At 44.5% G+C, this 19,907-nt stretch carries 19 protein-coding genes and 1 pseudogene; 6 read left to right on the top strand and 14 right to left on the bottom strand.

Annotated features, from left to right (window positions below):
* Nucleotides 1–78: 78 nt before the first annotated feature.
* Together ACESTK_RS06440 and ACESTK_RS06435 are read right to left on the bottom strand one after the other, a co-directional pair.
* Nucleotides 79–450, bottom strand: coding sequence for a helix-turn-helix transcriptional regulator (locus ACESTK_RS06440; RefSeq protein ID WP_148461875.1), 372 nt, complete (start codon nt 448–450; stop codon nt 79–81).
* Between the two features lie 22 nt (nt 451–472).
* Nucleotides 473–2,341, bottom strand: a complete 1,869-nt coding sequence (locus ACESTK_RS06435) for a heavy metal translocating P-type ATPase (RefSeq protein ID WP_187566074.1) — start codon at nt 2,339–2,341, stop codon at nt 473–475.
* A gap of 141 nt (nt 2,342–2,482) precedes the next feature.
* Between ACESTK_RS06435 and ACESTK_RS06430 the strand changes: the two genes are divergently transcribed.
* Nucleotides 2,483–2,590 (top strand): DUF6783 domain-containing protein, encoded by a 108-nt coding sequence (locus ACESTK_RS06430; protein ID WP_373119189.1) that lies wholly within the window; start codon nt 2,483–2,485, stop codon nt 2,588–2,590.
* Here the strand turns inward: ACESTK_RS06430 and ACESTK_RS06425 are convergent.
* Entirely contained in the window at nt 2,585–2,803 is a 219-nt protein-coding gene (locus ACESTK_RS06425) for a cation transporter (RefSeq protein ID WP_118579549.1), read from the bottom strand. The genes ACESTK_RS06430 and ACESTK_RS06425 overlap by 6 nt on opposite strands.
* A 255-nt stretch (nt 2,804–3,058) precedes the next feature.
* Here ACESTK_RS06425 and ACESTK_RS06420 point away from each other — a divergent pair, with 255 nt between their 5' ends.
* Nucleotides 3,059–3,535, top strand: coding sequence for a small multi-drug export protein (locus tag ACESTK_RS06420; RefSeq protein ID WP_118579636.1), 477 nt, complete (start codon nt 3,059–3,061; stop codon nt 3,533–3,535).
* A gap of 78 nt (nt 3,536–3,613) precedes the next feature.
* Here ACESTK_RS06420 and ACESTK_RS06415 read toward each other — a convergent pair.
* Nucleotides 3,614–3,739: pseudogene (locus tag ACESTK_RS06415) on the bottom strand (DUF6783 domain-containing protein); the annotation flags it as partial.
* Here ACESTK_RS06415 and ACESTK_RS06410 point away from each other — a divergent pair.
* Nucleotides 3,698–3,838 (top strand): DUF6783 domain-containing protein, encoded by a 141-nt coding sequence (locus tag ACESTK_RS06410; protein ID WP_308768423.1) that lies wholly within the window; start codon nt 3,698–3,700, stop codon nt 3,836–3,838. The pseudogene ACESTK_RS06415 and the gene ACESTK_RS06410 sit on opposite strands and share 42 nt — an antisense overlap.
* A 122-nt stretch (nt 3,839–3,960) precedes the next feature.
* Here ACESTK_RS06410 and ACESTK_RS06405 read toward each other — a convergent pair whose 3' ends face one another.
* Together ACESTK_RS06405 and ACESTK_RS06400 are read right to left on the bottom strand one after the other, a co-directional pair.
* Nucleotides 3,961–4,332 carry a PAS domain-containing protein gene (locus ACESTK_RS06405; protein WP_173719399.1) on the bottom strand — a complete coding sequence of 124 codons (372 nt, stop codon included), beginning with the start codon at nt 4,330–4,332 and terminating at the stop codon, nt 3,961–3,963.
* Nucleotides 4,333–4,365: 33 nt separating this feature from the next.
* Nucleotides 4,366–5,028 carry a Crp/Fnr family transcriptional regulator gene (locus ACESTK_RS06400; RefSeq protein ID WP_187566073.1) on the bottom strand — a complete coding sequence of 221 codons (663 nt, stop codon included), beginning with the start codon at nt 5,026–5,028 and terminating at the stop codon, nt 4,366–4,368.
* A 242-nt stretch (nt 5,029–5,270) separates the two neighbouring features.
* Here ACESTK_RS06400 and hcp point away from each other — a divergent pair, with 242 nt between their 5' ends.
* Both hcp and ACESTK_RS06390 read left to right on the top strand, forming a co-directional pair.
* The gene (gene hcp, locus ACESTK_RS06395; protein ID WP_226838092.1) at nt 5,271–6,866 is read left to right on the top strand and encodes a hydroxylamine reductase; all 1,596 of its coding nucleotides are present in this window, start codon (nt 5,271–5,273) and stop codon (nt 6,864–6,866) included.
* A 13-nt stretch (nt 6,867–6,879) separates the two neighbouring features.
* Entirely contained in the window at nt 6,880–7,491 is a 612-nt protein-coding gene (locus ACESTK_RS06390; RefSeq protein ID WP_118579540.1) for an ATP-binding protein, read from the top strand.
* Nucleotides 7,492–7,650: 159 nt separating this feature from the next.
* On the opposite strand, the gene ACESTK_RS06385 is transcribed toward ACESTK_RS06390, so the two are convergent.
* The 8 genes from ACESTK_RS06385 to ACESTK_RS06350 all read right to left on the bottom strand — a co-directional run bounded on the left by ACESTK_RS06385 (nt 7,651) and on the right by ACESTK_RS06350 (nt 18,987).
* Nucleotides 7,651–8,448, bottom strand: a complete 798-nt coding sequence (locus tag ACESTK_RS06385; protein WP_118579537.1) for an HAD family hydrolase — start codon at nt 8,446–8,448, stop codon at nt 7,651–7,653.
* Nucleotides 8,449–8,804: 356 nt separating this feature from the next.
* Complete coding sequence (locus ACESTK_RS06380) at nt 8,805–9,557, bottom strand: DeoR/GlpR family DNA-binding transcription regulator (RefSeq protein WP_118579534.1); 753 nt, start codon at nt 9,555–9,557, stop codon at nt 8,805–8,807.
* Nucleotides 9,551–11,200, bottom strand: coding sequence for a phosphoenolpyruvate--protein phosphotransferase (gene ptsP / locus ACESTK_RS06375; RefSeq protein WP_187566072.1), 1,650 nt, complete (start codon nt 11,198–11,200; stop codon nt 9,551–9,553). The genes ACESTK_RS06380 and ptsP overlap by 7 nt, the downstream gene beginning before the upstream one ends.
* Nucleotides 11,201–11,360: 160 nt before the next feature.
* Entirely contained in the window at nt 11,361–11,618 is a 258-nt protein-coding gene (locus tag ACESTK_RS06370; protein ID WP_118579528.1) for an HPr family phosphocarrier protein, read from the bottom strand.
* 219 nt (nt 11,619–11,837) lie between these two features.
* Nucleotides 11,838–13,751, bottom strand: a complete 1,914-nt coding sequence (locus tag ACESTK_RS06365) for a fructose-specific PTS transporter subunit EIIC (RefSeq protein WP_373119185.1) — start codon at nt 13,749–13,751, stop codon at nt 11,838–11,840.
* Nucleotides 13,748–14,680 (bottom strand): 1-phosphofructokinase, encoded by a 933-nt coding sequence (gene pfkB, locus ACESTK_RS06360; RefSeq protein ID WP_148461884.1) that lies wholly within the window; start codon nt 14,678–14,680, stop codon nt 13,748–13,750. Before pfkB ends, ACESTK_RS06365 begins: the two co-directional genes overlap by 4 nt.
* A 153-nt stretch (nt 14,681–14,833) precedes the next feature.
* Nucleotides 14,834–14,962, bottom strand: coding sequence for a DUF6783 domain-containing protein (locus tag ACESTK_RS06355; RefSeq protein WP_313721186.1), 129 nt, complete (start codon nt 14,960–14,962; stop codon nt 14,834–14,836).
* 260 nt (nt 14,963–15,222) lie between these two features.
* Entirely contained in the window at nt 15,223–18,987 is a 3,765-nt protein-coding gene (locus tag ACESTK_RS06350; protein WP_373119183.1) for an ATP-binding cassette domain-containing protein, read from the bottom strand.
* 333 nt (nt 18,988–19,320) lie between these two features.
* On the opposite strand from ACESTK_RS06350, the gene ACESTK_RS06345 reads away from it, so the two are divergent.
* Complete coding sequence (locus tag ACESTK_RS06345; protein WP_118579516.1) at nt 19,321–19,887, top strand: flavodoxin family protein; 567 nt, start codon at nt 19,321–19,323, stop codon at nt 19,885–19,887.
* Nucleotides 19,888–19,907 lie beyond the last annotated feature (20 nt).

Below are 19,907 nucleotides of genomic sequence, written 5' to 3'. Positions count from 1 at the left end.
CAATATAACAAGCCCCAGCAAAAAGCCGGGGCTAATACTTCAATTATTTTAGGACATTTTCAAAAACGCTTGACACCTCTAATCTTCCTCTATATGCTCTCTTCCCTGGTCAATGATCGTCCGAACATGCTCATCTGCCAGAGAATAGAATATAGATTTTCCATCCCTGCGGCTTTTTACCAGTTTATTCTGTTTCAGGATACGAAGCTGGTGGGAAATAGCTGACTGAGTCATGTTCAATGCCTTTGCAAGGTCACACACGCACACCTCTGCTTCAAAAAGTACAAACAGGATCCGGATCCTGGTAGAATCTCCAAACACCTTGAACAGCTCTGCCAGATCGTACAGCTCGTTTTCCTCTGGGATGGTCTCGTTTACAATTTGCAGAAGATTTTCATGGACCTCACAGCAATCACAGATTTCCACTTCTTTATCTATGTCTTTTTTCATTCTGAATACCTCGATATCATCATCAAAGATTTTTCACAAACAAAGTACGGATTGCATTGAGCACTGCCAGTACCATAACGCCTACATCTGCAAAAATGGCTATCCACATGTTTGCAATGCCGAGGGCACCAAGTACCAGGCAGATCAGTTTCACGCCAATTGCAAAATAAATATTTTCATATACAATTCGCATACACTTCTTGGCAATGCGAATGGCTTTCCCAATCTTTAACGGGTCGTCATCCATCAGCACAACGTCAGCCGCCTCGATTGCAGCATCAGAACCAAGCGCACCCATTGCAATACCAATATCCGCTCTTGAAAGAACCGGTGCATCATTGATTCCGTCTCCAACAAAGGCAAGCTTCTCTTTTTCAGACTTATTTGCCAGAAGTTCTTCCACCTTGGAAACCTTATCCGCCGGAAGAAGCTCGCTGTGAACCTCTCCGATTCCAAGGTCAGCTGCTACAGACTCTGCCACTTTTTTTCCGTCACCAGTGAGCATAACCGTTCTTGTAATGCCTGCTTTTTTTAGGTTCTCAATTGCCTCTTTGGCATGAGGTTTGATAATGTCAGAAATCAGGATATGACCTGCATATTTTCCATCCACAGCCATATGGACAACCGTTCCTACATGATGGCACTCTTTGTACGCAATACCAAGACGGTTCATCAGCTTCGCGTTGCCGGCAGCTACAGACACACCGTCCACCTTTGCAATAACACCGTTTCCACCGATTTCCTCAATGTCTGTGACACGGCTGCGGTCAATTGGCTTGCCATATGCTTTCTGAAGGCTCTTGCTGATGGGGTGTGAGGAAGAGCACTCTGCATATGCTGCATATTCCAGAAGCTTTGCATCCTCCATCTCATTATGGTGGATTCCGCTGACCTCGAATACGCCCTTTGTCATAGTACCTGTTTTATCAAAAACAACAATCTTCGTCTGGGAAAGTGTCTCCAGATAGTTGGAGCCCTTTACCAGAACGCCCTGATTGCTGGCACCACCGATTCCAGCAAAGAAACTGAGGGGAATGCTGATCACCAGTGCACATGGACAGCTGATTACAAGGAACGTCAGGGCACGGTAGATCCAGTCTCCCCATTCCGGAGAAAGTCCCATAAACAGCATTCTGCAAAGAGGCGGAATAACTGCAAGTACCAGAGCACTGTAGCAGACTGCCGGGGTATAATATCTTGCAAATTTTGAAATAAAGTTTTCAGATCTGGATTTCTTGGAGCTGGAGTTCTCAACAAGGTCCAGGATCTTGGAAACCGTAGATTCACCAAATTCCTTCGTGGTGCGGATTTTCAATACACCTGTCATGTTAATGCAGCCGCTGATGATCTCATCTCCCACTTTCGCATCTCGCGGAAGGCTTTCTCCTGTCAATGCGCTTGTATTTAATGTGGAATTTCCGTCTTCAATCGTTCCGTCAATTGGAATCTTCTCTCCTGGCTGAACCACAATGATAGTTCCAACCTCTACCTCGTCCGGGTCTACCTTTTCCAGCTTGCCGTCCTGCTCGATATTTGCATAATCCGGACGGATATCCATCAGCTCGCTGATATTTCTTCTGCTCTTTCCAACGGCATAACTCTGGAAAAGTTCTCCGATCTGGTAGAACAGCATAACCGCAGTGCCTTCCTGATAATCGCCGAGAGCAATGGCACCAATTGTGGCAACTGCCATCAGAAAATTTTCATCAAATACCTGACGGTTCCTAATTCCCTTAAACGCTTTTTTCAGAATATCATAACCGATCACCAGATACGGGACCATGTAAAGTGCCATTCGAAGATAGCCATCTACCGGAAGAAAGCGCAGCAAAACCAAAAGGACAAAAGCAATAATAATTCTGGTCAATACTTTTTTCTGCTTCTTGTTCATATTCTTTCACATGCCTTGAGGGCACGGCCTCCATTATAATGATGTCGCTGGCACGCGACATATTCGCTTAATTCATTTGCGTGACTGAACAGAGTACATCCAGTCCGGTCACTGTCCTACTGTTCATTCTGTGCCTAGAGCGTGTTTGAAAAATCATTCCCGCAATCTCCCACAAATTGTGACGTACATCTTGCAGAAAGCATTTTTCAAACACGCTCTAGTAACTACTTTTCCTCATTGTTTTTATAAGAAGATCTCGCAGTCGTCTTCTACTTTCTTACAGTTCTTCAGGACTTCCTGCATAACAGCCTTCGGCTCCTGTCCATCTTCAAACTCAACGATCATTTTCAGAGTCATGAAGTTTACAGTCGCATCCTTAACACCAGCAGTGTTCTTAGCAGCTTCCTCCATCTTGTTTGCACAGTTTGCGCAGTCAACATCGATCTTGTAAGTTTTTTTCATGATAGTGGTCTCCTTTTGAAAATGTTCTCTTTTTTCATATGAACAATTATTCATATGTTTGTTTTTATTATAGCATTTAAATAACTTCTGTCAATAGGTTTGGCATAAAATCTTTCTTTTTCTATGATTTAGCATAAATGCTTTCTTTTTCCTGTATTAATATAGTAATTTCTTTTTTTTGCCCTGTTCAATTCATTTTTTTTCGTGTATAATAAGTCGAATATTATTGGATTGAAATTAGAGGAGATTTTAAACATGAAAAGTTATCTAATCGTTTTTCTTATTTCTATGGTACCGCTGATTGAGCTGCGAGGCGCGATCCCATATGCTGTAGGCTTCGGAATTCCGCTGGTTCCGGCGTACATTATCGCCATTATCGGAAACATGCTTCCAGTACCTTTTATCTATTTCTTCGCCCGCAAGGTTCTGGAGTGGGGCAAGGATAAACCGGTGATCGGGCGCTTCTTTACCTTCTGTCTTGAAAAAGGGGAAAAAGGAGGAAAGGCCCTTCAGGCAAAGGCCGGCCGCGGATTATTCGTAGCGCTTCTGCTCTTCGTAGGAATTCCTCTTCCCGGCACAGGTGCCTGGACCGGAACCCTGGCTGCCAGCCTTCTGGACATGGACTTTAAGTCCAGTGTTCTGGCTGTAATGCTTGGTGTCATTCTGGCTGGTCTTATCATGGGAGCTGCAAGTGCAGGACTTTTTGGGGCATTATTTGCAGTATTCAGTTGACAGAATTACAAACAAAAAGTATATGAAGTTTATCTGATTACGAATAAACTCATATACTTTTTTATGCCTTAAAAGAAACTAAAACAAGCCTCTGTCGTTTTCGCTCGTCTTAGAGCCTGTTTGAAAAATCATTCCTGCAATCTGCACGCCCCACTTTGCGGTATATTTCACCCGAATTCGGTTGTCGTAGCCCGCTACGACGCCCTCATCCGGGCAAAATCTCCCACAAATTGTGACGCACATCTTGCAGAAAGCCTTTTTCAAACACGCTCTAGTTTCTTTTCCCACTCATTTTTTAATTAATGTTTTTGTCCCTGTTCACAGAAAACCCGAAAATTGCGGCGCAAAATCATGCGAATGCATGATTTCTATACATCACGAAGCGTGCTGCCGGTCAGATCATAGACAGCAACATGTTTTTAGCTTCAGAAATTGTAATACGGTTCCTCATCCCGTGCCCGGTACTCATGCTTCTCATAATAGCCTATCAAAGTTCCGTCCTCATCACGCAGGGCTACCATATATACGTCCTTCGCCTGTTTCTCATTATAAAAAGTATGGATCCGGTTGTGCTCCTTATCTTCTTCAAACCAGGCAACCACTTTTTCAATTATTTCCTTTGACTTCGGATTGTGACAGTTCATAAGACTTTTTCCAAGCAGTGCCTCACCACCCCATTTATGATAACTCTCCACGGCCTTCGGATTCATGTAGATAATTTCATGCTTCAGGTTGCAGATAACAACGGATGCAACATCCTGATCGATAATACTCTTAAAATATGGTGTCAGATTCATTTTATATTTCTCCCTCCTGCTTTAGAGCCTTTTTCAAACACACTCCAGATAGTGGATCTGGTTTCTGTTTACTTCAATAATTCCCTCTTTTCGCATTTTTCCAAGCTCATTGGAAAGCGCACTTCTGTCTACGCCAAGATAATCAGCCAGTTCCTGCCGGTTAAAGGGGATCGTAAACCGGCTGCTGCCCTGCTGCACCATCTCCTGGGAAAAATAGGAAAGCAGCCTCCCCCGGATGGATTTCGGTGCCGTATGAAGGCTTCTTCTGGAAAGTTCCAGGTTCTTCTTCGCCATGACCATCAGCATGTTACGGATCAGTTTCTCATGGCAGGGACAGGTATCCGGACAGGTGTGAAAAATCTTTCCCACCTCCAGAAAAAGGATCTGGCAATCCTCTGCAGCCGTCACCCCTATGAGCAGCTTTTCCCCTGGAATGCAGGCATATGTCTCTCCGAAAACCTGGCCTGGCGCAATCCGGTTCAGAATACTCTTGTTTCCCATCATGTCAATGCTCTCAATATGAACACTGCCGTTAAGCACAAGTCCCATCATCTTCACCTGGTCTCCCACCTGCCAGATCGTGCTGCCCTTGGCAAAGCTTTGCGGAGTGGCTTTCAGACAGGAAAGCATGTGCTTTGTTTCTTCTGGACTTGTTCCCTGAAAGAGAAAAGTCCTGGAAAGAAATTCATAATTCATTTTTCTCCTTTTGTTGTTATAACAACATACTTGTTGGTTGGATTATATTATAGTATGCGTACAAAGTCAAGGACGGTGGCAGAAATAAATTATCCATCTCTGACTTTCTCATGCGAAGCGAAAAGAATTTCCTGTTACTTTTCCTTTTGCAATTACAAAACAATCAGAAACCAATCAACTTATTTTCACGAAATGCTTATACCTTATAGAACAATATGATCAAATTCAGGAGGAAACTATTTATGGAACAGAACATGTTTTGTTTTCAGTGTGAACAAACTGCCGGATGTACCGGCTGTACAGGTGCCAAAGGAGTCTGTGGAAAAACCGCTGATACAGCCAGACTTCAGGATGAACTTACCGGAGCTCTCATCGGACTCTCCCATGCAGCAGATGAGAATACACCACTTGCAGAAACCACATGGAAACTGATGGTGGAAGGTCTGTTTGCTACCCTTACCAACGTAAGCTTCGATGACAAAGCCATCGCAGAAATCACAGACCGCATCCACCAGGAAAAAGCCCGGCTTCGCCCAGACTGTGGCGGCTGCGCTTCCCCTTGCGGACATAACGACGACTACGATATGAAGCTTCTCTGGAACGCCCAGGAAGACATCCGCTCCCTGAAATCTCTGATTCTCTTTGGAATCCGCGGAATGGCGGCTTATGCCTACCATGCAATGACACTTGGATATACTGACACAGAAGTAAACGAATTTTTCGCAAAAGCACTTTTTGCACTGGGCGAGGACTGGGATATGGACCTGCTTCTTCCTATTGTAATGGAAACAGGTAAATACAATCTTTCCTGCATGGAGCTTCTTGACCGCGCTAACACTGCCACTTACGGCACACCAGCTCCTGTTACAGTACCTCTTACTGTGGAAAAAGGCCCATTCATCGTCATTACCGGTCACGACCTGCATGACCTGAAACTTCTTCTGGAACAAACAGAAGGAAAAGGCATTAATATTTACACCCACGGTGAAATGCTTCCCTGTCATGCTTATCCGGAACTGAAAAAGTACAGTCACCTGAAAGGAAACTTCGGTACTGCATGGCAGAACCAGCAAAAAGAATTTGCAGAGCTCCCAGCTCCTGTTCTTTTTACCACAAACTGCCTGATGCCGCCGAAACCAAGCTACATGGACCGGGTATTTACTACAGGAACTGTCACTTTCCCTGGAACTGTTCACATTAATGAAGAAAAAGATTTCACACCAGTTATCCAGCGTGCCCTGGAGCTTGGCGGATATCAGGAAGACCAGCATTTTACCGGAATCAACGGCGGAACTTCCGTTACAACCGGCTTCTCCCATGGAACCATTCTTGGCGTTGCAGATCAGGTAATTGATGCTGTAAAAGCAGGTGCTATCCGTCACTTTTTCCTGGTAGCAGGCTGCGACGGCGCAAGAAGCGGACGCAATTACTATACCGATTTTGTAAAGCAGTCTCCTTCTGATTCCGTAATTCTTACACTTGCATGTGGAAAATACAGATTTAACGATCTGGACCTTGGAACCATCGGTGGGCTTCCAAGACTGATGGATATGGGACAGTGCAACGATGCTTACGGCGCGATCAAGGTTGCGGGCGCTCTTGCAGAAGCATTTGGATGTGGGGTAAATGAGCTTCCTCTTTCCATGGTGCTCTCCTGGTATGAGCAGAAAGCAGTTTCCATTCTGCTTACCTTGCTTCACCTTGGAATCAAAAACATCCGTCTTGGCCCGACCCTTCCGGCATTTTTATCACAGAATGTGCTGAATTATCTGGTAGAAAACTTTGGGATCGCTGCGATTACTACGCCAGAGGAAGACTTGAAAACGTTGTTGGGATAAGGAGGATACTCTCATGATCAGAAAAATCATTCATATAGATGAAGAAAAATGTAACGGCTGCGGGCTCTGTGCCCGCGCTTGCCACGAAAGTGCAATTGGAATTATAGATGGTAAAGCAAAACTGCTTCGTGAAGATTACTGCGACGGTCTGGGCGACTGCCTCCCTGCCTGTCCAACAAATGCCATTTCTTTTGTAGAAAAGGAGGCAGCTGCTTACGACGAAGCCGCAGTTCTGGAAAATAAGAAAAAGCTGGAAGCACACTCCCAGCTTCAACAGTGGCCGGTACAGATTAAGTTAGTTCCTATCAATGCTCCATATTTTGACGATGCTGACCTTCTTATTGCTGCAGACTGCACAGCCTATGCTTACGCTAACTTCCATCAGGATTTTATCAAAGGTAAGATTACTCTTATCGGCTGTCCGAAACTGGACTCTGTAGATTACAGCGAAAAGCTCACCGAAATCATCCGTCAGAACAATATCAAGAGTGTTACCATCGTGCGTATGGAAGTTCCATGCTGCGGCGGAATCCAGAATGCAGCCATAAATGCCATGAAAGCCAGCGGAAAATTTCTTCCATGGCAGGTGTACACCATCTCCACAGATGGAAGGATTCTTGCCTGATTTTGCCCCACAAAAATCCGGACTGCTCCACACAGCCCGGATTTTTTATCCCTGTAATCCCTTTGATTGATGAATCATATCTTCCACTACAATATCAAAGATTTCTCCAATGGAATTACAAAATTGAATGTACTCCCATTTCTTTATTCTTCTTTTCTCTTATAACTCCAAAATCATCTTTAACACATTCAGTACGCTGTCCGGACCTGGTTTCTCCAGTACGTATCTGGCGGCCTGCTTGGCTTCCTCGCGGGCAGTAGTAACTGCATAGCTCTTTCCAGCTTCCAGCAGCATGCTCACATCATTGCAGTTATCTCCGAAAGCAACAACCTCTTCTCTCTTCGTAATTCCAAGACGGTTACAAAGTTTCTGAAGAGCATTTCCTTTTCCGGAATGTACATCCACGAAATCCACCCAGTAATCACCGGAAGCCATGATCTGAATCTTATCTCCAAAACGCCGCTTCGCTTCCTCTGCTCCTACAGCTGCATCCACTTCTTCATTGTACATGGCAACTTTTGTCATAGTTTCTGGAGCATTCAGTACATCGTCCACTTCATTTACATGAAGCTTGTACCCTTCCCGAAGTTTCTTCACAAAAGCCTGGTCTGCCCGCTCCACGTATGCCTGGGCACTGCCTGCTGTCATGAAAGAAGCTCCCTCCTGGGCTCTCACATACTCCACAACCTCTTTGAGTATATCTGCAGGAATTGCCATTTTCTCAATAATCTCTCTCTGATAGGAAATGATTCCACCGTTTCCTGCAATAAAATAAATATCATCTTTCACAGGTGCAAACACTCTTTCAATACTGTCATATTCTCTGCCGCTGACAGCCGCAAATACAATTCCCTTAGCCTTCAGCTTTCGGATAATGTCATAAATTTCCGGATTAATATCCATGGTGCCTTCTTTCAGAAGTGTACCATCCAGATCTGATGCGATCAGTTTTATCATAGCTCTACCTCATGTATTCTGCTAGTACATAACAGGGGATTCCAACATATTTTCTATTCCATAAAAATCCACAGAACTCCCAACCTTTATCTGTCAGAAATCCTGTGGACTATTATACTATGAAAGGAACACTTTATCCAGAGTATATTAAAAAAATCATTCCTGCAATTCCAAAGACAGTGTTACTGTTCACTCCGTTCACAGTAACACGCTTCGCGATGCACAGAAAGACGAACCTTCTTGTGACAAGCACAAGAAGTAGCGTTTGCTGCGCAAACTTAATTCTCGGGTTTTCTGTGAACTTTGTTCACAAAAAACACCTCGCGGAACGTTACCAGTGAACAGTAACAAGACAGTTACTGTTCCTTCTGTACTTCTATAATATTAGCACAATCTTCATAGCCAGACGGAATCCTGTCTGTAATTATCGTAGATCTGTAAAAATCTGCAAAGGTCACAGAACTGATATTGTCAAACTTGGAACTATCGCAGAGCACATAGCACTCCCTGCACTGCTCCATGGCAGCTGCTTTAACTGCCGCTTCATTGGCATCCGGGGTAGTACAGCCACTCTTTCTGGTAAGTCCATTGGTTCCAAAAAAGCCTTTGGTAAAATGATAACCACGAATCGTATTCATAGCCTGATTACCAATTACTGCTTCTGTAGTGCTCTTCAGCTCTCCACCTACAAGAAGAACCTTAAAGCCTCTTCCTGCCAGTGTCTGGGCATGTACCACTGCATTGGTAACAAATACTGCCCTTGTAACCTTAAGAAACTTCAGGATATCCCCAGTAGTAGTACCTGCATCAATATAGACAAAATCCTCATCCTGGATAAGACCTGCTGCATATTTTGCGATCCGGTCCTTCTCCTCCAGCTTCAGTCCCATTTTCTCGGCAACTGAATATTCATATGCAGTTACCCGCTCCTTCAGTTCCACGGCACCACCGAAAACTTTCTCCAGCTTGCCTTCCTTATCCAGTGCAGTGATATCTCTTCTCACTGTTGACTCTGATGTATCTAAAAGATCCTTCACTTCTGTGACAGTAATACTTCCTTTCTCTCTCAGAAGCTCCAAAATGATCTCATGTCGCTGCTGTGTTAACATTCTTTTCCCGCCTTATAATCTGTAACATTGGTTTCCAGAATGATCTTACGCAGTGGAAGAATACTTCCCGGTGAAACAGAAAGCTCGTCCACTCCCATTGCCAGAAACTCTTTTGTAAGTGACTGGTCAGCACCAAGTTCTCCACAGATTCCAGCCCAGATACCAGCCTTATGAGCATTCTCCACAACCAGGGAAATCATGCGCAGCACTGCCGGATGATGAGGATCAAAAAACAGGTCAAGCTGAGGATTCTGACGATCGATTGCCATAGTATACTGGCTGAGATCGTTGGTTCCGATGCTGAAGAAATCAACCTCTTTCGCAAGATCATCACTGATGATTGCTGCTGCCGGAGTCTCAATCATAATTCCCTGTTCCGGATTACCAAACTCTACGCCCTGAGAGGTAAGCTCCGCTTTCACTTCCTCTACGATTTCCTTGATCTTACGCACTTCCTGTACGCTGGTGATCATAGGATACATAATTGCGATCTTGCCAAATGCACTGGCACGGAATAAAGCACGAAGCTGTGTCTTGAAAATCTCCGGTCTTGTCAGACAGATACGGATTGCCCTGCATCCCAGTGCCGGATTCTCTTCATGCTCCATGTGGAAATAATCGCATTGCTTGTCTGCACCAATGTCCAATGTACGGATGATCACTCTCTTGCCTGCCATAGTCTGTGCAACCTGTCTGTAAATCTGGAACTGTTCTTCCTCTGTTGGGAAATCTTCCTTCTCCAGATAAATAAACTCACTTCTGAAAAGACCGATTCCACCAGCATCATTCTGAATGACTGTTGCCAGATCCTTGATGTTGCCAATATTAGCGTACAGCATTACTTTCTGTCCGTCAAGTGTAACGTTCTCTTTTCCTTTAAGGGTCAAAAGAAGCTGCTTTCTGGAAAGATCTTCTTCCTGGCGCTTCTTCATCTCTGCCAGAGTCTCCTCATCCGGATCTACATAAAATGTACCGTCTGCCCCGTCTACAATTCCAAGTCTGCCATCCATCTCACTCTCAAGAGACACGGAAGTATTTACAAGTGCAGGAATCGCCATGGTCCTTGCAAGAATCGCTGTATGGGAATTCAAGGAGCCTTTCACTGTAACAAAAGAGAGAACTTTATCCTTATCCAGCTGTACAGTCTCTGATGGCGCCAGATCCTCTGCCACAATGATCTTCGGCTCGTCTGCATCTACAGCCCCTGTCTCTTCTCCATTTAAAATGGTGAGAAGCCGCTCAGAAATATCACGAACATCAGTTGCACGCTCTCTCATATAATCGTCGTCCATTGCCGAAAACATCTGCGCATAATTGTCACCTGTAGTTGCCACTGCATACTCTGCATTTACGCCCTGGCTGCGAATGATATTCTCTACAGATTCATTATATCCATCGTCCTCCATCATCATCTGATGAACTTCGAAGATTGCTGCATTGGCTTCCCCGACTTCTCTCAAGGCCTTATCGTAAAGTCCCTGAAGCTGTTTAATCCCTTCTGCTTTAGCTTTCTCATAGCGCGCCATCTCCTGTTCCGGATCATCAATCTTCACACGCTTAACCTGCTGCTCTTTTTTCTGATATACGCTGATCTTACCGATGGCAATACCACCGAAAACACTTTTTCCATTATATATCTGCATTTTTTCTCTCCCACTTATTTGATCTGCTGACAGGAGACCAAACGCTCCTGCCATCCTATCCCGTTCTCGTGATACTCACCAAAATCTCACGCAAATATCACTTTGACAAGCTGTTTACAAACAAACAGGGACATACCCGCAGGTATGTCCCCTTCCTGTCTTACAGAGTTTCCTGCATGAATTTGCTCACTGCCTCATATGCAGCGTCTTCATCTGCACCTTCAAATGTAAGAGTAACCTCGTCACCTTTCTTCACTGCAAGTCCCATAATTCCGAAGATTGCCTTACAATTCATAGCCTTGCCGCCCTTTGCGATCTTGATATCAGAAGAAAAAGCCTTTACTGCTTTTACAAGCTCTCCTGCTGGACGTGCGTGGATTCCTTCCGGGTCTGTTACAACATATTTAAATTCTCTCATGATTCATTCCTCCATTTTTCTTTTTATCTTTGGTCTCTATTGATTTTCTTATTATTTGATTTCTTTATATCTGATTTCACATTCTGTGTCAATCACTATTCACGATTATGTTACTGTTCATGACCTTCACAATAACACGATTATACCTGCATATCTTTTCCAGACATGAGTTACCATTCATTCCGCAGCCAATATTAGAGCCTGTTTGAACATCCATTGTCAGGCATTTTTCTTTTTCAGAACTCCCAGGAGCACTGCGGAAACAACAGTTCCCACTACCAGTGCACTCACATACTGCACTGCATTTCCCATAACCGGAACTACGAAGATTCCACCGTGAGGTGCCATCAGGGTACAGCCAAATGCCATGGACATTGCACCTGCAAGACCAGATCCCACAATACATGCCGGAAGCACATGAAGCGGGTCGGCTGCTGCAAAAGGAATGGCTCCCTCTGTGATAAAGGCAAGTCCCATAATAAAGTTGGTAGGACCAGACTCCCTTTCTTCTTTCGTAAATCTGTCTTTAAAAAGAAGTGTAGCAAGTGCGATGGCGCATGGCGGAACCATACCACCAACCATAACGGCTGCCATAATATCATAGTTACCAGCTGCAATCGCTGCAGTACCAAATACATATGCTGCCTTGTTAAACGGGCCACCCATATCGATTGCCATCATTCCGCCAAGGATCAGTCCAAGAATGATCTTACTGGAGCTTCCCATGGAGGTAAGTCCGTTATTCAGTGCTGTATTGATCCCCCCCATGATGGGCTCTACAACAAACAGCATCAGAAGTCCCATGATCAGAATACCAACAACCGGATAAATCAGAACCGGCGCAATCTTCTCAAGGGCTTCCGGAAGCTTCTCACATACCTTACGAATTCCCAGAATAATATATCCTGCTGCAAAACCAGCTACCAGAGCACCAAGAAAACCTGAAGTTCCGCTGTGTGCCATCATTCCACCCACAAAGCCAAGTGCAAGTGCCGGTCTGTCACCGATTGCCATGGCAATAAATCCCGCCAGAACCGGAAGCATAAAACCAAATGCCACATCACCGATTTGTTTGAACATAGCTGCCGCCGGAGTAATAGACCCAAAATTAGAGCGCTCGGTTACATCCAGGGCATTCATATCTACCATAAGACCATCGATCAAAAAGGCAATGGCGATCAGAATACCACCGCCAACTACAAACGGAAGCATATGGGAAACACCATTCATCAGCTGGGTGTAAATCTTGTGTCCCACACTGCCGCCGGCCTTATTCTGACTCTGTGATGAGGCTGATGCATTTCCGCTGTGATAAACCGGTACGTTTCCAGACATGGCAAGCTCTACAAGCTCATCAGCCTTATTGATTCCATCAGAAACCTGACGCTGAATCACTTTCTTGCCATCGAAACGATCCATGGGAACCTGGGCATCGGCCGCAACGATAATGCAGTCTGCATCCTGAATCTCCTGCTCTGTAAGCACATTCTTGGCTCCGCCAGAGCCTCTTGTCTCAATTTTCACAAAACAGTTCTTCGCCTTGGCAGCCTTCTCAATTCCTTCTGCTGCCATGTAGGTGTGGGCAATTCCTGTAGGACAGGAAGTAACAGCCAGAATCTTAAACTGATCCGCTTCAGCCTCTCCCATATCGGCCAGACGCTCATCTACGCTCTTCTTCTCCTCATCTGCCTGATCAATGATCGCAAGAAATTCCTCTGGTGTCTTCGCTGCACGAAGGCTCTTGGTAAAGTCCTCATCCATCAGCATCATGGAAAGCTTGCTGAGCACATCCAGATGAACATTATCCTCTGTATTTGGCGCAGCAATAAGAAACAGCAAGGTAACCGGCTCTCCGTCAAGAGAGTCAAAGTCAACCCCTCCCGGGATCACCATAGCGGCAAGTCCTGGTTTCTCTACTGCATCACATTTACCATGAGGAATGGCGATTCCCTCCCCGATTCCTGTAGTACTTTCTTCCTCTCTGGCATAGACCTGCTTACGGTACGCTTCCTCATCATTAATCTTGCCACTTCTGGTCATAAGGGAAACCGCTGCATCCAGAGTCTGAGACTTATCTGCTGGGGCAGCATTTAACGAAATACTTCTTACGTCCAGTAAATCTGTGATCCTCATTTCTTCCTTTCCTCCTGATCCTTTCCTGTGATCTGCTGATATACAGCTTCAATCTCTTCTCTGGTAGCAAGATTCTCAGAAAACGCACTGGCACTTCCAGCTGCGATTCCCATGTGGAACGCATATTCATAATCCTGCTTCTCCATATATCCTGCCATAAATCCGGCAACCATGGAGTCTCCGGCTCCAACACCATTGATCAGCTTGCCTTTCGGTGCAGGCTCCTCATAAACGTCTCCATTCTCAGCAATAAGGACCGCGCCCTCTCCTGCCATGGAAATCAGTACATTCACAGCTCCCATCTCCTGGAGTTTCTTACCATATGGGATCACGGACTGGCGGTCTTTCAGTTCTACGCCGAAGATCTCACCAAGTTCATGGTTATTTGGCTTAATAAGAAATGGATGATAGGGGAGAACCTTCATCAGAAGATCTCTCGTCGCGTCCACTGCGATTCTTACGCCTCTGCCGTCCAGCATAGCCATGATCTTCTGGTAGGCATCATCCGGCATGGATGATGGAATGCTTCCGGAAAGGAAAAGTACATCGCCTTGTCCAAGCTCTCCTAACTGCTTCATCAGCAGATCCACCTTATCAGTTCCGATCTTCGGTCCCTGTCCATTGATTTCTGTACCGTCTATACTCTTCAGCTTCAGATTGATTCTGGAAAAGCCTTCCCCTACCTGGATGAAACCATTCCTCACACCCATCTCCTCAAGACGTCTGATAATCTCATCTCCGGTAAATCCGGCTGTAAATCCAAGGGCTGTACTCTCAATTCCCAGATTCATAAGAACTGTAGAAACATTAATTCCCTTGCCTCCCGGCAAAAGCATCTCCGAACTGGTTCGATTGGTAAGACCAAGCTGGAAGTTCTCTACCGACACGATGTAATCCAGTGACGGATTAAAAGTCACAGTGTAAATCATTTCTGCCTCCTGCTTATTTTTGCTTGTTTTTGATTTGTTGTGCTTATTATACTTTCATATACAGTCAAAGTCAATCAATCTTTTTCACAAGATTTTCACTTATGATTTATTACAATTGCACAAATATGAATTATTTTGACTGTTTTTGATTTTTTATATGCAACGATGTGCCAGAGCATGTTCAAAAAAGCTTTCTGCAAGATGTACGTCACAATTTGTGGGAGATTTTGTCCGGATGAGGGCGTCGTAGCAGGCTACGGCAACCGAATTCGGGCGAAACATACCGCAAAGTGGGGCGTACAGATTGCTGGAATGATTTTTCAGACGCGCTCCAGTACAGTGAAAATTAAGTATCAGCCACATTGGCGCAGTATATGACAGATCAGACAGGTCAATATAGCGGTTATTTACTATTGGCTGTACGAATAGTAATATCCATAAATCACAAAAAAATGCAGATATCAGGCTGTGCCCCAACCTGAACCCTGCATTTTTCTGTATTTTATAATGATGGTCAAAATCAGTCATCAAATTCTGTTATTTTAATCAGTTCGAAGCGCTGTCACCGGATCACTTTTAGCAGCTTTTCTTGATGGGATCAGTCCGCCAAGAAGAGTCAGAACCACGCTCAGTCCGATCAGAACTACTGCTGCTACAGGAGGAAGAGCCGCCTTCACATTCACTCCGTCAGCCAGTGACCGGATAATGCTGTTCGCAGGAATGAGAAGAAGCAATGTAATTCCAATCCCCATAGCACCTGCGCAAAATCCGATAATAAACGTCTCCGCATTGAACACCTGTGACACGTTGTGCCTGGAAGCACCAATCGCTCTTAGAATACCAATTTCTTTTTTCCTCTCCAGAACACTGATATACGTGATAATACCGATCATAATGGAAGAAACCACAAGGGAAATCGCTACAAAAGCCACCAGAACATAACTGATAATATTTACAATATTCGTAACTGACGACATCAGCGTTCCCACAAGATCCGTATAAGTGATCACCTTCTCATCCTCTCCTGCCGCTTCCATATCCGCGTTATACTGATCCAGAATACCTACAATTTCTGATTTACTTTCAAAATCCTTTGGATAGATATTAATTCCGCCAGGAACATTTAGATCTGCATATCCAAGCTTTTTCAGATTTCCGTCATAAGAAGAATTTTCAGATGACAGCAGGGACATCATGAGCTCTGAGAGGTCGTCCTCATTCATGTTCATCTGAATTGCTTTTGCAAAAGCCTCCGGATTAATGGAAAGCGCATCTTCCATATTTCCCATGCCGCTTCCCAATCCGCCAAGTCCGCTCATAGCCTGGCTCATGGCAGAAGTAAGACTCGATGATACACTGGTCATCACAGACTGCATTGCCTCCTGCATACCGGAGCTGATATTTCCAATCATCTGCTCCATAGCAGTCTGGATTCCCTTCGTAAGCTGTTTTTCCACCTGTTCCATTATCTCTGTGAATTTTGACTCAATCCCCTTTGCGATCGCATCTGTGAAAGAAGTCATCATGGATTTCATGTAAGTTTCCATTGCCTGGGAAAACTGCGTCTGCACCTCGCTGGTATCCACAAGAGTCATAAGTCCATTCATGAGACGATTCTGCCCATCCTCTGTCTGCATATATTCCAGAAAATAGGTTCCCAGATTAGCCGGGTCCGGAAGGGAATTATTCCTGGCATACTCCGGATAAGCAGCTACAACGTCCTGCATAAGAAGATCCCGTATCTGTTTTGTGGTAATATTCACTGTCACGCTGTTTTTAACCAGATTCTCTGCTTCCTCTTTGATCTGCTGCTGGATTTCCCCCTGACTTAAAAAGGCAAGAATGCTAGCCACATCTGTCTGGGTGATACCATTTGCCTTGGCATACTCCTGATACTGGTTCATCAGCCCCACAGCCACTGCGATCAGTTTTTCTGAAGACATATCCACGTTCACGTTATTTTTCACCAGCTCCTGCAGATCCTTGCACAGACGTTCGTTCATCTCTTTTGATGTCAGATACTGCTTCAATGCTGCCTGCATTTTATCCATATCTGCTTCCGGTTTATCTTTAATGCTTTCCTGATAACCAGTAAGAACCTCTTTCAGCAAAGCAGTTACCTTCTCTTCTGTAAAATCAAACTTCACTGACTTCAGCGCCTGACTCATATCCGGAACCTGGTCTGCCGGAAGATTTTTCAGAATTTCTTCCGGATCAATCATATGGGAAAGATCCAGATCAAGGTCATCCAGCTTGATAAGCTTGGAAAGATCCGGCATACTGCTCTCATCCAGATTTATATTTCCAGCCAGAGCTGACATGTCAGGCATATCCGGCATTTCCACATTCAATCCGGAGGACAGCCCCGAAAGACTGGACAGGTCCATATTAAATCCACTGAGATCTACCTGAAAGGCCTCCTGCAGGGCATCCGCGTTAATGGAAAAAAGGGATTCCATGTCAAACTTACTGTTCTCATTGTCTTCTTTTCCAAATTCCTCTCCGGTAAAAACATTTATCTTTTCATCCGCCAGCTGCTGCTTCACAATTTCACTGGAAGCAGCCTTCTCGATCACATGTTTGGTAAGCTCCGGGGTATAACAGATTCCTGCAGTGAGCATGGAAGCAGTGGCACCTTCCACAGGCTGGACAATTCCCACAATTGTCAGATCTTCTCCGTTTTTCACCAGTTTTTTCATATAAGAGCTGTTGTCTGATTTATCCTTCCAGACCTTATATTCTTCATCATATTCATAATAATCGGTACTGTTTACCAGCTTAAATTTCTTCCCCAGGATTTCATCATAGGTGTATGGGCCCTCGTTTTCTGGCGTTTCCACTGCCTCTTCTGCCATAAATTTCTGAACCATATCATCCAGTTCCTTACCGTCCCGAAGCCCAAGAGTGTACTGGAGAAAATCACTGATATCGCCCTGTGAAGTAAGCACCAGTACACATTCTTTATAATTTTCAGGCCATCTTCCCGCTTTCACGTCATATTGATCCTTATAAAGATCAGCATCTTCCGGCATTTCATGAAAAACATCAGTGCTCATGGTAGAAGACATAATGCTGTTGGAGGAACCAGAGCCCAAACCCATAGCCGAAAAAGATTTGTCCGGATTTACCTGTCGGATATTTTTTCCATTTTCCAGAAAAATCTGGGGAGAAACAGAATACGTATACTCCACCGAATTTGCATACTGGGAAATGCTGCTTTCATTACTGTCCAGGTAAACCTTCAGAGACTCCAGATCATTGGAATTCATTTTGGAGAACATATTAGTCACCATCTGGGCAACTCCTACTTCCCCATCCTTTTTCCCACTCTGCGCTGTGGCTGCTCCCATCATCATAGAGGTAAGATCCACTCCTGTGCTTTGTATCTGCAACGGATATTCTGAAAGTGTTTCTTCTTCCATATTTGTAATGTATTTGTCTACACCATTTGATATGGAAAGGATCAGCGCAATTCCGATAATACCGATGGAGCCTGCAAAAGAAGTAAGTAAGGTCCGGGCTTTCTTAGTCTTCAGATTCTGAAAGCTAAGGGAAAGTGCAGTAAAAAAGGACATGGAGGATTTTCCCATATTCTTGTGAACAGGAGGTGCCATGCTCTCGCTGTCTATCACAAACGGATCTGTATCAGAAAGGATCCGCCCATCTTTTACCGTCACGATTCTGGTGGCATAAAGCTGGGCAAGCTCCGGATTATGGGTGACCATTACTACCAATCGTTCCTTTGCGACCCCTTGCAAAAGATCCATAACCTGTACACTGGTATCTGAATCCAGGGCTCCTGTTGGCTCATCCGCCAAAAGAATTTCCGGGTCATTTACAAGTGCTCTGGCAATTGCCACTCGCTGCATCTGACCGCCTGACATCTGACTTGGCTTTTTGTGGATCTGGGCACCAAGGCCTACTTTTTCCAGAGCTTCTTTTGCACGGCGTCTCCGCTCACTTTTTGATACACCGGAAATGGTAAGGGCAAGCTCCACGTTTGCAAGAACTGTCTGGTGTGGGATCAGATTATAACTCTGAAACACAAATCCTATGGTATGATTTCGATAAGAGTCCCAGTCCCTGTCTTTATATTTTTTCGTAGAAATCCCATTGATGATCAGATCGCCTCTATCGTACCGGTCAAGACCACCAATAATATTCAGAAGAGTGGTTTTTCCCGAACCGCTGGGACCAAGAATTGCCACAAATTCATTGTCCCGAAGACTAAGGCTCACTCCATCCAGGGCACGCTGTACCAAATTTCCTGTTCTATATTCTTTGTGTATGTCTTTGATCTGAAGCACTTACTACTTCCTTTCTGTCGCATAATAACTGTTTATAACCATTCACCAATTCAGGCAAAATATACCGCAAAGTGGGACGCCGAAGATTTCGATTTTTATGTGAGCCAGATTCACATAAAATACCTTGCGGAATAATATTTGCTGAATAGTTCAAATGTTTTTATTATAATCTTAAATTGTGAACATATTGTGTTTTTAAAATAAAACCATTCTCTTGAAATCCAACTATTTCTATCGTATAATAAGAAGATACATTACCGCTTTAGAGAGATGATGCATACAGATTGCGGCTATCGCAGTCTGATATAACTTACTTCAGAAAGGATGAAAAACATGAAGGTTTTACTCTTAAATGGCAGCCCGCGCAAGGAAGGCTGTACTTTTACTGCACTTAGTGAAGTGGCAAAAACACTGAATCATAATGGAATTGATACTGAGATTTTCCAGGCTGGGAATCCGGATACAGATAATGTAAAAGCCGCCGCGGCAAAATTAAAGGAAGCAGATGCGCTTATCGTTGGTTCTCCGGTATACTGGGCTTCCCCATCCGGACAGATCATTGAATTTATGGATAAGCTTTGCTCCATGGCAGGCAAAGACATGCTCCACAAACCAGCTGCAGCAGTTGCTTCTGCAAGAAGAGCCGGCACCACAGCTACTTTAGACGTTCTTCAGAAATATTTCAGCTATCATGAAATGCCTGTTGTATCTGCTAACTACTGGAACATGGTTCACGGAAATACTCCTGCAGAAGTTGCACAGGATGAAGAAGGACTTCAGATCATGCGCTCACTTGGAAACAATATGGCATGGCTTCTGAAATCCCTGGAAGCAGGGAAAGCGGCAGGTATTGCAGTTCCTCAGGCGGAAGATAAGATCAAGACAAATTTTATCCGCTAAATATGGTGCAGTAGTTGTCA

This window comes from Ruminococcus sp. Marseille-P328 (assembly GCF_964249465.1).
Taxonomy (GTDB): domain Bacteria; phylum Bacillota; class Clostridia; order Lachnospirales; family Lachnospiraceae; genus Blautia_A; species Blautia_A faecis.
This window is presented reverse-complemented; position numbering and strand designations above follow the sequence as displayed.

Coding starts and splice junctions, on each gene's coding strand:
- ACESTK_RS06385 (WP_118579537.1), bottom strand. CDS start 8,448: ATGATAAAACTGATCGCATCAGATCTGGATGGTACACTTCTGAAAGAA.
- ACESTK_RS06435 (WP_187566074.1), bottom strand. CDS start 2,341: ATGAACAAGAAGCAGAAAAAAGTATTGACCAGAATTATTATTGCTTTT.
- pfkB (WP_148461884.1), bottom strand. CDS start 14,680: ATGATTTACACTGTGACTTTTAATCCGTCACTGGATTACATCGTGTCG.
- ACESTK_RS06370 (WP_118579528.1), bottom strand. CDS start 11,618: ATGAGAGAATTTAAATATGTTGTAACAGACCCGGAAGGAATCCACGCA.
- ACESTK_RS06400 (WP_187566073.1), bottom strand. CDS start 5,028: ATGAATTATGAATTTCTTTCCAGGACTTTTCTCTTTCAGGGAACAAGT.
- ACESTK_RS06440 (WP_148461875.1), bottom strand. CDS start 450: ATGAAAAAAGACATAGATAAAGAAGTGGAAATCTGTGATTGCTGTGAG.
- ACESTK_RS06345 (WP_118579516.1), top strand. CDS start 19,321: ATGAAGGTTTTACTCTTAAATGGCAGCCCGCGCAAGGAAGGCTGTACT.
- ACESTK_RS06425 (WP_118579549.1), bottom strand. CDS start 2,803: ATGAAAAAAACTTACAAGATCGATGTTGACTGCGCAAACTGTGCAAAC.
- ACESTK_RS06390 (WP_118579540.1), top strand. CDS start 6,880: ATGATCAGAAAAATCATTCATATAGATGAAGAAAAATGTAACGGCTGC.
- ACESTK_RS06420 (WP_118579636.1), top strand. CDS start 3,059: ATGAAAAGTTATCTAATCGTTTTTCTTATTTCTATGGTACCGCTGATT.
- ACESTK_RS06365 (WP_373119185.1), bottom strand. CDS start 13,751: ATGAGGATCACAGATTTACTGGACGTAAGAAGTATTTCGTTAAATGCT.
- hcp (WP_226838092.1), top strand. CDS start 5,271: ATGGAACAGAACATGTTTTGTTTTCAGTGTGAACAAACTGCCGGATGT.
- ACESTK_RS06380 (WP_118579534.1), bottom strand. CDS start 9,557: ATGTTAACACAGCAGCGACATGAGATCATTTTGGAGCTTCTGAGAGAG.
- ptsP (WP_187566072.1), bottom strand. CDS start 11,200: ATGCAGATATATAATGGAAAAAGTGTTTTCGGTGGTATTGCCATCGGT.
- ACESTK_RS06405 (WP_173719399.1), bottom strand. CDS start 4,332: ATGAATCTGACACCATATTTTAAGAGTATTATCGATCAGGATGTTGCA.
- ACESTK_RS06355 (WP_313721186.1), bottom strand. CDS start 14,962: ATGTTTCGCCCGAATTCGGTTGCCGTAGCCTGCTACGACGCCCTCATC.